Raw genomic sequence first — 12,449 nt, forward strand, 5'->3', positions numbered from 1 at the left:
AAGCTGTCCTAAGCCTCGCTCCGTCCCATTCGCTTGCGGATAATTAAATAAAGCCAGCCGAGACTAATCAGCCCGAATATGGGGTAAAGAGTGGAAAGAAGCGGCCCAAATCCGATCTGGCTTGCCATATAGCAAAACAGCAGAATAATCGTGGTGATGATCGAACGAGACCATTTTAGCCGTTCTTGCAGCTGAAGGGTAAGTCCGTAAATGTCGGCGATCAGGGTGGTGAAAATTTCGGCGAAAATCAAAAATACATAAATAAATTGCACGCCTTGCCCGAGCTGCTTGGCGATCCCTCCCATTGGAATGGCATATTGCTGAATGCCCGGCATGTGTACGGACAAGGCAATATGTCCGGCAAGCAGCATGAAGCCAATGCCGAGACCGCCGAGCCAAGAGCCGATGATGATCACTTTACGGTCCCTTATTTCGGCTCCGAGCGGGACAAGCACTGCCTGTGACATAGATAGGTTGAAGGCCGTATATAGGAAGGGCGCAGCCCAAGCTGCCCATATGGAATGATCGCTGGCAAGCGAGATGAAGCGCCCGGCGCCTGGCGTATTGAAGGTATCAATAATAATGAGTACGGTAAACAGCAGCATGACGGGAACGACGATGGCATTGACCATCAAAATGGATTTCATGCCTTTGCGCAGCAGGAAATAACAGGCGACAATCGTAATGAGCAGCCCGGTTTGATAAGAAATATTCCAGTTTTCATAAAAAATAGTTCCAGCTCCCGCAAGCATAACGGCGGTAACTCCGAGCAAAATAACGAACATAAAGTGGCTGATCCATAGGCCATATTGTTCGCCAAACAGCGCCTTATTCAGATCCTCATATGATTTGGCGCGAATATCGCTGGCAATCAGCATCATTTTGGTGCCAAGCCATATGAAGAGGACGGTTGCCAAAGCAATCGTTATCGTACCCCAATAGCCGAAACGAGTGAAAAATTGTAAAATTTCCTGCCCTGTCGCAAACCCGGCTCCAACAACAGTACCCATATAGGTGGATGCGATTTGCAGCACCTTACCCGTTCGTTTCATTATCATGATCTGCTCTTCCCCCGTTTCCGAACTCTTCTGCACATGCTTTATAGAAGGTATGTCCAAAACGGGACGGGCATGACTGCAAGTTCATCTGAGTGAAGGCAGGTTGGCACATAGGCTATGACTTTGATTATTTCCATTATCGTATTTATTATCACATTGACGCTTATATTGGTGAAGCCAAAAGGCATGAATGAGGCTTTAGTTGCGCTTGCCGGAGCCATTATTTTATTTGTATTACAGCTGTTAAGGCTGGAGGATGTCGTATACATCTGGGGATTTGTGTGGAATGCGACGTTTTCTTTGATTGGAATTATGATCTTTACGTCACTGCTGGATCAAAATGGTTTTTTTCGCTGGGCGGCGTTGCATATTGTGCATCGATTTTTTCATCGGCCGCTGCTGTTGTTTACGATGCTGTCGCTGCTCGCTGCGGTCATTACGATTTTTTTCAACAACGATGGAACGATTTTGATCATGGTGCCGATTGTGCTTGAGGTAACAGCGCTGCTCAAGCTGCCGCGCAAGGGAAGGCTCGCCTATTTGCTTGGAATAGGGCTCATGGCGGACACGGCCAGCGCTCCCCTAATGATGAGCAACCTGACGAATATTTTGACGGCTGATTTTTTTCATATTCCTTTTGATCTCTACGCCACAAAAATGCTGCTGCCGGGACTTGCGGCCATTGGCGCGACCATTGCCGTATCGCTGGCTTTTTTCGGACGGATGATCAAAAATGAGGAGAGCAGGGGTGAGATGCCAAGGGTATTTCCACAGCCTGCGACCGTGCTGGGCAATATGACGCTATTTCGGCTTTCCTGGGTCATTATCGTCATGATGATGGCCGGCTATTTGCTGTCGGAGCATTTGGGCATTCCCGCCTGCGTTATTGCGCTTGGCTGTGCCGGCATCCAATGGGCCGCTTCCGCTGTTTACAAACAGGTGGATGCCAAACAGACGGTGCTGCGCGCACCGTGGCTCATCATCGTATTTGCGCTGGCGATGAACCTGGTTGTGTACAGCTTGCATGTGCATGGGGCTGTAGCGTGGTTTCCAGACGTTATTTCGGCGGTTTCCAGCGGCTCCCCAATAGCTGGCATATTTGGATCGGGACTGCTGTTTGCCGTGCTGGCGGCGGCTATTAATAATCTTCCAGCGGTTCTCATATCATCGCTTGCGATCACCCAGGTGAACGGGCCAGAATATTTACCTTACGCCAGCCTGCTTGGAACGGCGATTGGAGCGAAGCTAACGCCCATCGGCTCGCTTGCTACGCTGCTGTGGTTGCAGCTAGTAGGTCAGGGAGGCGTAAAGGTGTTCTGGCGGGAGTATACGAAATATGGATTGCTGTTTACTCTTCCTATTTTGCTCATTGCTTTACTAGTGCTGTGGATGACCGGAGATTACTAATAATTAACTGCGGGCAAGCAGCTTAATAGACACGATTTCGCTTAATTCGGGATCAAGATCCAGCTTGAGCAGCGTCTTGCTTCCCTCATAGGCGATAATAAAGTCGCTTTGCGACGTCGGCTTGCCAAGCGCCTTAACGGCTGCTTTGGAATGGTCGCCAATTGATATGCCGCTCAGTCCGGTTTTTACTTTTTTATCATACACTTCAATGTAATGAATCGTGTTTTTGTCGCTTAGACCAATAGCGAAGCCGTCATATTCGTGGACTTCAATTTTAACCTGGTTTTCCTCCTCCAGCGTGTAGGAATCGAGGGCGGCACCGAATAGCTTCGTCATGGCCGCTTTGGAATCGCCGATCGCAAGGCCGAGCAAAGCCGGCTTGGCCGCATTCCATTTTCCTTCTTCCGTTGTTTTTGCTGGAGTCGATTTATTGCTCGATAAGCCGTTTGCTGCATTCACTTCGGTACTGACATCTACATGACCTTCTACCGCCTGATTTTGCAGAGAGCTTTGCTTTTGCTCCAGTTTGTTTTCTAAGTATGTTTTTTGCGGGCTATCCGATTGATTGAGCACCTGGTCAGCCGTTAAGGGAGCATCTGCGCTTTGGGCCGCCTCGCTCGGCCGATCCATGCTTTGGCAGCCGGCTGTTGCAACGGCGATAGCTACAACAGCCGCATATTTTGCAAGTCGATAAGGTGATTTCTTCATGTACGTCACTTTGCAGCGCTCCTCGCTTGTCATCAATGGGTGGTGCATTTATTCTACTATAAGGTAAAACGGATGATATTGGGGAAAAGTTTCTGTTAAAGCCAAAAAAATTGGTCAAAAGACCCATTAATTCCTATGGGCGGAAACGAGAGGATAAGTTCTGTGTTTCTTATTGCGCTGCTGGCTATACCTATGGTAAGTTATCCAAAAGGAATTTTTGGTGGGGGGAAGGACATAAGATGGATATTTTAAAACAACGAATTTTGGAACAGGCTTCGGTACTGTCAACGGATGTGCTTAGGCTGGATTCTATTATCAACCACCAGGTCGATCCTGCATTAACGATGGAAATGGGCCATGAATTTGCAAACCGCTTCGCTGGAGAGCGAATTACGAAGGTCATCACTATAGAATCTTCAGGCATCCCGTCTGCTTTTGCAACGGCTTATGTGCTTGGTGTACCGCTTGTTTTTGCAAGACGCAAAAAGACTTTAATTGCTGATAACGATGCTTATTGTGAGCGTGTCCCTTCTTTTACGAAAGGAATGGTTACCGATATAATGGTATCCAAGCAATATTTGACAAGCGACGACCGGGTGCTGTTTATAGATGATATTATTGCCAATGGCGATGCTGCTAGAGGGCTTCTCAAAATTATTGAGCGCTCTGGCGCAAAGCTTGTAGGCATGGGTGTTGTCGTTGAAAAATCATTTCAGGCAGGCGCGCGCACGCTGCGGGAGCAAGGGGTTCGTATGGAATCGCTCGTTAGCATCTCCTCGCTTGAAGGCGGTCAAATTACATTTGAGTAAGATGTTCCAGAACAATTGCTCTTTCCCCGCAAGTGAAATTGGCTTATAATAAAACATAAGTGATCGAGGGGAGGCAGAAATAATGGGAAATTGGTCAGCAGAATTCATGGATGTCAAATTATCCGATGCCAAAAATCATTTTGAGCGTGCATTAGATTGCAAACATACGGAATTTGATGATTTGTACCCTTATATGATTGAGCATCCGCAATTTTTCTGGTACAAAAGATATGTAGCATGGTCAGAGCTGCTTACGATCGTGAAGCTGTTTGAAGAGCTGGATCTGGAATGGCGCGAGCCGTTTAGCGAGCGTCAAGCCGAGTACATTGGCAAGCGTGTCATGTCCTCGCGCGTATTGGATGAGTGGTATGAGACAAACGATTCCAAGGAACATGTTGGCTAAGGCATACGCAGATCAATAGCATATATCAGCCTCAATAAACGGTTATACAGTTTATTGGGGTTTTTTTTCACCATATATGGGGAGTGCGGCTTGAGGGGAGGTTGCTTGTGCATGGTCAGTGAGGAACTACTGGATCAGTTCCGCATCAGCGGCGAGAAAGTGCGCGTTGTGCGTGATGGACTGGAGATGAATGACGTCATAGGCATTGTCGTCGCGTGGGATGATACTTCCGTCGTCATTCGCAGAGCTAACAGACGGGTCGTCAAGCTGAGCAGAACGTACTTGTATGAGCCGGCATCTTCGGAGCGCGGCAGCATTTTGGAAGGGGAAGTATGACAGATGGAGCTTTTGAAGCAGAAGATTAGAGATGAGGGCATCGTGCTAGGCGAGCAGGTGCTTAAAGTGGATTCGTTTTTGAATCATCAGATTGATCCACACTTAATGTTTGCTATAGGGGAGCATCTTGCAGTGCTGTTTGCGGCAGCTGGCGTAACGAAGGTGTTGACGATCGAATCATCAGGAATTGCTCCTGCCGTCATGGCGGCAATGAAGCTGGACGTTCCGCTTATATTTGCTCGGAAACGCAAGTCATTGACGCTTAAGGATGATTTATATACGCATAAGGTATATTCCTTCACAAAGCAGGAGGAAAGCGAGGTTAGCGTAGCCCGCAAGTTTGTGCAGGCGGATGATGTGTTTCTTATCATTGATGATTTCTTGGCGAATGGAGAGGCTGCGCTTGGCATGGCGCGTATCGTTGAGCAGGCTGGAGCCAAAGTTGCGGGAATCGGCATCGTCATTGAGAAGTCCTTCCAACCGGGCAGAGAACGCTTGATCGAGCTTGGATATCGAGTGGAGTCGCTGGCAAGAATTGCTTCACTTTCGAACGGACAGGTTGCATTTGTCGAATAGAAAGCAGGGTGGTCATAGTGACTAGCAATCGTTTTGCAGTAGCGATACACATTATGAGTCTGCTGGATTTGGATAAGGCTGAGCGATTGACATCCGACCAAATTGCGGGCAGCGTCAACACAAACCCGGTTGTCATTCGCCGGATCATCGGTATGCTGGCGAAAGCGGGTCTTGTGCAGACGAGTCCGGGAGTGGCTGGGGCGAGCATTACCCGCCCGCTGGACGAAATATCGCTGCTCGATATTTATCGGGCTGTACAATCGCAGACACAAGAGGAGCTATTCGCGATTCATGATAAGCCAAATCCGAATTGTCCGACTGGACGGAACATTCAGTCGTCGCTCGAAGAGGTTTTTGCTGAAGCGAGGCAGGCGATGGAAGATAAGCTTGCATCCATACGGCTGTCGCAGGTGACTCGCAGCATCGCGAGTAAATATTAAACAAACAAGAGCTGTGCCTATGGAGGCTCAGCTCTTGTTTGTGTTTATTTAATTCAAAAGAGCAAAAGTGTTCGGTTATTAACGCATGCCGCCAGTACGGTTGCCACCAGTACGGTTGCCGCCAGTACGGTTGCCGCCAGTACGGTTGCCACCAGTACGGTTGCCGCCAGTGCGGTTGCCGCCAGTGCGGTTGCCGCCAGTGCGGTTGCCACCAGTGCGGTTGCCGCCAGTACGGTTGCCGCCAGTGCGGTTGCCGCCAGTACGGTTGCCGCCAGTACGCATGCCGCCAGTGCGGTTGCCACCAGTACGGTTACCCCCAGTACGCTGTGAGCTTTCAATGTTAGACATGTGCATTTCCCCTTTCGACTTCATAAGATACTATATGAAGCAAAACTATCATTTGTAACGAGACAATTGATTGTTTTATAGATTAAAAAATCCATTTCATTATTCTTCAGGAGGTGCTCTATGAAATGAGTGAAAATCCAATATTAATATCTTTCCCTGAATCATTTGAAACAGAGCGCTTGCTCATTCGGGCTCCGCAGTGGGGGGATGGCATTTTTTGCAATGAGGCGATTGGAGAAAGCCTGGAGCAGCTAAAGCCGTGGATGCCATTTGCACAAACGATGCCTACGATAGAGCAATCGGAAGCTTATGTGCGGAAGGCCCGGTTGAATTTTTTGGAGCGAACCGATTTGCCGCTGCATTTGTTCGATAAGCAGACAGGTGCCTTCGTTGGCAGCAGCGGATTGCATCGGTTCGACTGGGATGTGCGGAGGTTTGAAATCGGCTATTGGCTTAGAACGTCGCGCCTCGGCCAAGGCTTGATGACGGAGGCTGTGAATGGAATTACTGATTTTGCTATTCAGGAGCTGAAGGCTAGCCGAATCGAAATTCACTGTAATGAGATGAACCGCGCCAGTGCGCGAGTAGCGGAGCGAGCGGGCTTTACGTTGGAGGGTGTTTTGCGAAGGTCTGCCCGCGAACAAACAGGCGAGCTTGCAAATGCTTGTATCTATGCGAAGGTCAAAGGCTATGAATTTTAAAATGCAGGCAAAAACGACTTCGTCGCCCTTCCATGACGATGAAGAGCTTTGCCTTAGAAATATAAGCCCATATATAAGTGTGAAACTTATAAATGCTTATAGTTTAAGAAAGACACCCGGCAGGGTGTCTCTTTCGCGCTAGCTGCTATTGTACCGTTACAGAATAGTTTTGAATGTGCATTCTTCCGCTTCCAGTAAAAATTTCAGTTCCGAATTGAACGCTGGTAACGAATCTGGAATTGCTCATCCAGTTTTTGTTATAAACGACATGATTGATGAAGTCCTTCAGGTTAAGGTTGCTGCTTGATGTGTTGCTTGTACGGACGAAGGAGTACACATTCCAGCCAGATGGATGGGTGCCTTTATACAGATTCCAAGATGTACCTCCAACCGTAGCCGTTTCCACATAAGAACCTAGCGGCCACGCATTGGTTGAATTCAGCCACACCATCAGCTCATCGGAAGGGGTAGTTGTCCCTGTAAGCGAATTAGTGGAGTGGAACCATACATCATAAGCCGCATTATAATTTCCATTTGCGCTTAGCGAATAATTAACCGAGGTATTAATATTTTTATTATCCCAAATTCGTGTTGGCAAGCCGCTTCCGGAAGTCATATTATTGGAGAATTGCCAGCCTGTTATAATACTAGGATACGCCTTTACATCATTGGGATTCGATGTTTTCCAGTCCCAAGACCATCCCATATCAGAGTTGCTATTATAATAAATACTTTCCCACCAACCTGATCCGGCTGTTCCACTGCCCCAAGTGTTGTTAAATACATAATACTTATTATTACCCCAGAACAGTTGGGCATAGGGTGTTGAAGATGATGCGGCATAAGCAGCCGTGGCTATAAGCATGCTTATAATTAATGTCAAGCCAACCATTCCTTTTTTGCCCCAATTATTAAATCTTGCTTTCATTTCTGATTACCTCCTTCAAGTTCAATCTGGCTGCCCTCTAAACTATCCGCTAAGTCTCTATTTATATTCTTGAACAAGAGAGCTGGGCATACCTCCTTTGCTGTAAGATGAGCACCCCTACTGCGCAAGGTACTTAGAAGTGAAAAGTTGATATCAGTAACGGGTCAACTAGATTATGTTCCCAAATATATGTATTTCATATAACAAAAATATGTAATTTATAACAAATATTAAATATTCATCACCGCGCCAAATAGTCAACCGCTAAATGATAGAACGATTGACTATACACCCTAATAAAAATCAATTGGTTGGCGAATACGAAGTGAATTCAAGCTTGCACGTCAGGAAGCGTGAGCATGATTACAGAATGGACAGCTATGCTCAAGGCGCTATCTCTTGAAAAAAGAATGGGTATAATAGATATGAACGACCTGCTCACAGCGGCATGGGCACATAAAAGCCATAGCTGATTGTTAAAGTGAAAATCAATATGGATAGAAGAGGAACTCAAATGATGAATAAAACGTTATTGCTGGTGGAAGATGAAAGCTTGATTCGGGAAGTGATAGCCGATTATTTCAAGATGAGCGACTGGCGCGTATTTGAGGCGGAAAATGGCAAGGAAGCGCTGCTTTGGCTTGAAACCGTGCAGCCTGATCTGATCATTCTGGATATTATGATGCCGCAATTGGATGGTTTCGAGGTGTGCCGACAGGTTCGGAGCCGCCTTGCTGTTCCAATTATTTTATTAACGGCGAAATCCAGCGATGAAGATAAAATTATGGGGTTCGAATTAGGAGCCGACGATTATGTGACGAAGCCCTTCAGTCCTAAGGTGCTGCTGGCGCGGGCATCCGCCTTAATGAAACGGGTGGAGGGCAGCGTCGTGCTTCAGCCGAATAGTTTGAAGTTTGGCGATGCGCTGCTTAATTTGACGGCGCACCGCTTGGATGTAAACGGCGCGGAGGTTGTGCTTGCGCCCAAAGAATACGATTTGCTGTTATTTTTAATTCGAAATAAAGGCATTGTTTTGCGCAGGGACGTCATTTTGAACCAAATTTGGGGAATGGATTTTGAAGGGGATTCCCGTGTCGTTGATTCTCATATTAAGAAGCTTCGCAGCAAGCTGGGCTTTGAGGCACGGCATATTCGCACCGTTATTGGCACGGGCTACAAATTTGAGGAGGAGTCATGAAGAAGCGAGGAGTCACTTTTAAACTATTTATTATGACCGTTGTCTTCTTTCTTTGTTTTTATGGCATGGTTATCCTCTGTCAGTTGCTGCTGTTCGACCAATTTTATGAAAGTCAAAAAATAAGCCGCAACGAAAAGCAGCTGGCGAAATTTGCCCAAAACTATGCCCAGACTGGCTGGAGCTCCAGCAAAACGTCAAATGAAGCCGCTCGTTTCATGCTGCAAAATAAAATCCAGCTCGCCATTTTAACGTTGGATGGAAAAGTGAGAATGGACGATCCTTACCACATTACATTGAAGGCGGACGATCAAAATGTGTATGTCGTTCCCTTGTCCTTGTTCTTAAATAACTTCGAGGCGGAATTTCGGACAGCTGGCATTCAGACGGGAAATGTAGTAACGGTGGAGGGGGAGATGGAGTCTGGGGTAGAAGCAATGGACCAGGTGCTGTATCCGCTTCTCATCCACAAAACGGGTAGCCCGAGTGTAGGCTACTCTTCCAATGAAAGGCTGGTTGGGGAGCATAGAAAGGTTACCGGGGTTGTCACTGAATTAATTCAGCCCTCCTCGAGGACGTATACGACGCGGCAAGGCATTATGCTGGATGCCATCAGCGAGTGGTTTCCACTTAGTAAGGAGCGAAGGGAAAAGCTCGAAAGCAGGGAGGTTGTGGAGGAAAAGTGGACGCAAACATGGTCTGGTGTCCGCAATTCGGTCATGATTTATCCGGTAGAGCAGCGATCGGGAGAAGTGGATTTGCTGTTCTCGGTTACCTCGCTTCAGGAAATCAATGAGACAAATGAAGCTTTGCGGTGGTTTTATGTGTATTTAGGCGTAGGGGGATTTCTCCTCATCGTCATTTTATCGTTCTTTTTTTCAAAAATGGTTACCCGTCCCCTCATTTCGATGAACAATGCGGCCAAGAGGATGGTTCAGCTCGACTTTAGCGTGCATGAGCCGATTCGGCAAAATGATGAGCTGGGAAGCTTATCCAGCAGCCTTCATACGCTTTCGCGCAGCTTGGACAGCGCTTTAGGAGATTTAAAGAAGGCTAATCAGCAGCTTGTGCAAGATATTGAGGAGAAGCACAGGATGGAGCAGGTTCAGCAGGAGTTTTTCGCAAATGCCTCCCATGAGCTGAAAACGCCGCTTAGCATTGTGAAGAGCTTCAGCGAGGGGTTGCAGGATGGCGTAGGGGCTGGAAAACAGGATCACTATTTAAAAGTGATTGTAGAGGAAGCACAGAACATGGAAATGCTCGTGGAGGATATGCTCAATTTGGCTACGCTGCAATCCGATACGTTCAAGCTGCGAAAAAGCACCTTTTTGCTTAGCGAACTGCTGGAGGAAGTGACGGGAAGCTATGTTCATATGCTGCAAGACAAGCAGCTTGAGGCTACCGTTATGACGAGCAACGAGCTTCCGCTGTATGCCGATATGAGATGGATGAAGCATGTGCTCTCTAATTTTATAAGCAATGCGATTCAGCATGCACAGAATAATAGCGCCATTACAATCCAAATCGAGGGGAGAGGGAGCAGGCTGTTTTTCTCCATTGAAAATGTTGGCGATACGATTCCTGAGGAAAAGCTGGAGAAAATTTGGCAGCGTTTTTACCGCGTTGAAAGCTCTCGCAATCGGCGAACGGGAGGCACGGGACTAGGGCTATCTATTGTGAAAAGGATTTTGGAGCTGCATGAAAGCGAGTATGAGGCCGAAAATACTGAGCAGGGCGTGAAATTCACGGCTGTTTTTACCTGTTAAAGCTGGAATGTCAGCCACAGAGCTAGCTTGACTAGGCAGGCTGATAACAGCTAATATAGATAAATGAAGTCGTGTATTGAGGGGAAGGACCGCATGAAATATTCAAAAGCTACTAACTATGCTCTTCATACGATGCTGTTTCTTGTGGCGACCAGCCCAGATAAGCCGGTAGGTGTCCAGCAGCTGGCAGAGCGGCAGCAGGTTTCTCCTACCTATTTGTCCAAAATTTTGACCAAGCTGGTTAAGGCGGGCATGATAGAATCGGCTTCAGGTGCTAACGGTGGATATAAGCTGAAGCGCAATTGGGAGCAAATATCGTTTCTGGATATTATTCATGCCATTGAAGGCACGGCCTCCTTATTTGATTGCTCGCTGGATCATCCTGACACATGTTTAATTCAACAAGTGATGGTGTCGGCTGAGGAGAAGATGGAGGAGCATCTACGAAATCAAACGATATTTGAGCTTGCTCAAAAAATGCAGATACATTTAGTGTAGACGGATGCCCATAGGCTGGACGCTTGGAGTAGAAGCGTGTAGCCTATGGGCTTCTTTTTCAATCATGACCTGTGTTCAGGTTTATAGAGGCTTGGAAAACGCCAACGTTAGACAGCATTCTACATAAGGATACATTTTTTTACAAGGATATTATTGACAAAAAGTCGGAAACTGAGTAGAATCAAGAGGTAGATATATCATATTTTACAGCTATTTGAAAATTCGGAAGGGGAATTTGTTCGATGAAAAAAAGTACACTGTCCGTAGCTCTAGCTTTTACCCTGCTTCTCTCAGCTCCAGCTGTTATTTTGCAACCGCTTACAACGGTTATGGCGGCAGATGCTTCGGGTACCACAGCAAGCCTGTCAGAGGTTTTGAAAAATCAACAAGCGGATGGAGGCTGGAGAAAGAACTATTCTGAAACAAGCGGCGAGTGGTCCAAGTCTACAATTGACAATAAGGCAACTTATTCGGAAATTCGAAGACTGGCTAGTGAATACCAGAAAACGAAGGACAGTAAATATTCCGCAGCCGCGATTAAGGGTATTCAATTCCTGCTTAATATGCAATATGCGAATGGCGGATTCCCGCAAGTGTATCAAAGCTCGGGCTATCATAAACATATTACCTACAATGATAATGCGATGGTAAATGTGTTGATTTTATTAGATGAGGTCGCCAGCAAAAAAGGCGATTTCGCCTTTATCGACAGCACTCTGGCTAGTAAAAGCAAGCAAGCGGTAGATAAAGGGGTAGACTGCATTTTGAAGACGCAGGTTACCGTTAACGGTAAATTAACAGCATGGGGTCAGCAGCATGATTCCAGCACCTTGAAGCCGGCGGGGGCAAGAGTTTATGAAGTGCCGTCGTTGACTGCACAGGAGAGCGTAAACGTTGTGAAGTTTCTGAAGACGAGAACGTCCAATGCGAAAATCGCCGCTGCCATTAAAGGCGCAGAAGACTGGTTCAAAGCGGTGCAGATTACAGGGATACGCGTGGAGAAAACGAGCAATGATGTCGTTGTAATTAGCGATTCCAGTGTGAAAACGCCAATCTGGGCACGCTTCTACGAAATCAACACCAACAAACCGATCTTTGTCGGTCGTGATGGTATTGTGAAGTACAAGCTCAGTGACATCGAGCAAGAAAGAAGAACAGGCTATGCCTGGTATGGTAACTGGCCATCCAAATAATAGGACATAACGGTTTGGCGAGCAGCCCGGAAAAAACCTTGATTTCATAAGGTTTTTTCCGGGCTTATTTGATTTTTTTCATT

Annotated in this window: 15 protein-coding genes; 11 read left to right on the plus strand and 4 right to left on the minus strand. The window is 46.9% G+C overall.

The window, feature by feature from the left end:
- Positions 1-8: 8 nt before the first annotated feature.
- On the minus strand, positions 9-1,052 hold the full coding sequence (locus V5J77_RS09460; RefSeq protein WP_338556672.1) for a hypothetical protein: 1,044 nt from the start codon (positions 1,050-1,052) through the stop codon (positions 9-11).
- A 123-nt stretch (positions 1,053-1,175) separates the two neighbouring features.
- Between V5J77_RS09460 and V5J77_RS09465 the strand changes: the two genes are divergently transcribed.
- Positions 1,176-2,465, plus strand: a complete 1,290-nt coding sequence (locus V5J77_RS09465; RefSeq protein ID WP_338555529.1) for an ArsB/NhaD family transporter — start codon at positions 1,176-1,178, stop codon at positions 2,463-2,465.
- 3 nt (positions 2,466-2,468) lie between these two features.
- Here V5J77_RS09465 and V5J77_RS09470 read toward each other — a convergent pair whose 3' ends face one another.
- Positions 2,469-3,182, minus strand: a complete 714-nt coding sequence (locus V5J77_RS09470) for a hypothetical protein (protein ID WP_338555530.1) — start codon at positions 3,180-3,182, stop codon at positions 2,469-2,471.
- A gap of 230 nt (positions 3,183-3,412) precedes the next feature.
- On the opposite strand from V5J77_RS09470, the gene V5J77_RS09475 reads away from it, so the two are divergent.
- The 5 genes from V5J77_RS09475 (at position 3,413) to V5J77_RS09495 (ending at position 5,737) form a co-directional block, all read left to right on the plus strand.
- Positions 3,413-3,982 carry a xanthine phosphoribosyltransferase gene (locus V5J77_RS09475; RefSeq protein ID WP_338555531.1) on the plus strand — a complete coding sequence of 190 codons (570 nt, stop codon included), beginning with the start codon at positions 3,413-3,415 and terminating at the stop codon, positions 3,980-3,982.
- Between the two features lie 82 nt (positions 3,983-4,064).
- Positions 4,065-4,385 (plus strand): hypothetical protein, encoded by a 321-nt coding sequence (locus V5J77_RS09480; protein ID WP_046229684.1) that lies wholly within the window; start codon positions 4,065-4,067, stop codon positions 4,383-4,385.
- Positions 4,386-4,496: 111 nt separating this feature from the next.
- Positions 4,497-4,721, plus strand: a complete 225-nt coding sequence (locus V5J77_RS09485; RefSeq protein WP_338555532.1) for a hypothetical protein — start codon at positions 4,497-4,499, stop codon at positions 4,719-4,721.
- A 3-nt stretch (positions 4,722-4,724) separates the two neighbouring features.
- Positions 4,725-5,297, plus strand: coding sequence for a xanthine phosphoribosyltransferase (locus V5J77_RS09490; RefSeq protein ID WP_338555533.1), 573 nt, complete (start codon positions 4,725-4,727; stop codon positions 5,295-5,297).
- Between the two features lie 14 nt (positions 5,298-5,311).
- Positions 5,312-5,737 (plus strand): Rrf2 family transcriptional regulator, encoded by a 426-nt coding sequence (locus V5J77_RS09495; RefSeq protein ID WP_338556674.1) that lies wholly within the window; start codon positions 5,312-5,314, stop codon positions 5,735-5,737.
- A gap of 78 nt (positions 5,738-5,815) precedes the next feature.
- Here the strand turns inward: V5J77_RS09495 and V5J77_RS09500 are convergent, their stop codons facing one another.
- Complete coding sequence (locus tag V5J77_RS09500) at positions 5,816-6,085, minus strand: hypothetical protein (protein WP_338555534.1); 270 nt, start codon at positions 6,083-6,085, stop codon at positions 5,816-5,818.
- Positions 6,086-6,210: 125 nt separating this feature from the next.
- Here V5J77_RS09500 and V5J77_RS09505 point away from each other — a divergent pair, with 125 nt between their 5' ends.
- Positions 6,211-6,786, plus strand: coding sequence for a GNAT family N-acetyltransferase (locus V5J77_RS09505; RefSeq protein ID WP_338555535.1), 576 nt, complete (start codon positions 6,211-6,213; stop codon positions 6,784-6,786).
- A gap of 145 nt (positions 6,787-6,931) precedes the next feature.
- Here the strand turns inward: V5J77_RS09505 and V5J77_RS09510 are convergent, their stop codons facing one another.
- Positions 6,932-7,714, minus strand: coding sequence for a glycoside hydrolase (locus V5J77_RS09510; protein WP_338555536.1), 783 nt, complete (start codon positions 7,712-7,714; stop codon positions 6,932-6,934).
- A gap of 517 nt (positions 7,715-8,231) precedes the next feature.
- Here V5J77_RS09510 and V5J77_RS09515 point away from each other — a divergent pair.
- The 4 genes from V5J77_RS09515 (at position 8,232) to pelA (ending at position 12,366) form a co-directional block, all read left to right on the plus strand.
- Positions 8,232-8,912: a response regulator transcription factor gene (locus V5J77_RS09515; RefSeq protein WP_338556677.1), complete on the plus strand. Its 681-nt coding sequence runs from the start codon at positions 8,232-8,234 to the stop codon at positions 8,910-8,912.
- Positions 8,909-10,675: a HAMP domain-containing sensor histidine kinase gene (locus V5J77_RS09520; protein WP_338555537.1), complete on the plus strand. Its 1,767-nt coding sequence runs from the start codon at positions 8,909-8,911 to the stop codon at positions 10,673-10,675. Before V5J77_RS09515 ends, V5J77_RS09520 begins: the two co-directional genes overlap by 4 nt.
- Before the next feature lie 93 nt (positions 10,676-10,768).
- On the plus strand, positions 10,769-11,173 hold the full coding sequence (locus V5J77_RS09525; RefSeq protein WP_338555538.1) for an RrF2 family transcriptional regulator: 405 nt from the start codon (positions 10,769-10,771) through the stop codon (positions 11,171-11,173).
- A 242-nt stretch (positions 11,174-11,415) separates the two neighbouring features.
- Positions 11,416-12,366 carry a pectate lyase gene (gene pelA / locus V5J77_RS09530; RefSeq protein ID WP_338555539.1) on the plus strand — a complete coding sequence of 317 codons (951 nt, stop codon included), beginning with the start codon at positions 11,416-11,418 and terminating at the stop codon, positions 12,364-12,366.
- Positions 12,367-12,449: the final 83 nt, after the last annotated feature.

The sequence above is a fragment of the Paenibacillus sp. KS-LC4 genome (assembly GCF_036894955.1).
Classification (GTDB): Bacteria; Bacillota; Bacilli; order Paenibacillales; family Paenibacillaceae; genus Pristimantibacillus.

Bases quoted from the DNA above. Each gene is read 5' to 3' on its own strand.
- V5J77_RS09460 (WP_338556672.1), bottom strand. From the start codon at position 1,052: ATGAAACGAACGGGTAAGGTGCTGCAAATCGCATCCACCTATATGGGT.
- V5J77_RS09465 (WP_338555529.1), top strand. From the start codon at position 1,176: ATGACTTTGATTATTTCCATTATCGTATTTATTATCACATTGACGCTT.
- V5J77_RS09475 (WP_338555531.1), top strand. From the start codon at position 3,413: ATGGATATTTTAAAACAACGAATTTTGGAACAGGCTTCGGTACTGTCA.
- V5J77_RS09480 (WP_046229684.1), top strand. From the start codon at position 4,065: ATGGGAAATTGGTCAGCAGAATTCATGGATGTCAAATTATCCGATGCC.
- V5J77_RS09485 (WP_338555532.1), top strand. From the start codon at position 4,497: ATGGTCAGTGAGGAACTACTGGATCAGTTCCGCATCAGCGGCGAGAAA.
- V5J77_RS09490 (WP_338555533.1), top strand. From the start codon at position 4,725: ATGGAGCTTTTGAAGCAGAAGATTAGAGATGAGGGCATCGTGCTAGGC.
- V5J77_RS09500 (WP_338555534.1), bottom strand. From the start codon at position 6,085: ATGTCTAACATTGAAAGCTCACAGCGTACTGGGGGTAACCGTACTGGT.
- V5J77_RS09505 (WP_338555535.1), top strand. From the start codon at position 6,211: ATGAGTGAAAATCCAATATTAATATCTTTCCCTGAATCATTTGAAACA.
- V5J77_RS09510 (WP_338555536.1), bottom strand. From the start codon at position 7,714: ATGAAAGCAAGATTTAATAATTGGGGCAAAAAAGGAATGGTTGGCTTG.
- V5J77_RS09515 (WP_338556677.1), top strand. From the start codon at position 8,232: ATGAATAAAACGTTATTGCTGGTGGAAGATGAAAGCTTGATTCGGGAA.
- V5J77_RS09520 (WP_338555537.1), top strand. From the start codon at position 8,909: ATGAAGAAGCGAGGAGTCACTTTTAAACTATTTATTATGACCGTTGTC.
- V5J77_RS09525 (WP_338555538.1), top strand. From the start codon at position 10,769: ATGAAATATTCAAAAGCTACTAACTATGCTCTTCATACGATGCTGTTT.
- pelA (WP_338555539.1), top strand. From the start codon at position 11,416: ATGAAAAAAAGTACACTGTCCGTAGCTCTAGCTTTTACCCTGCTTCTC.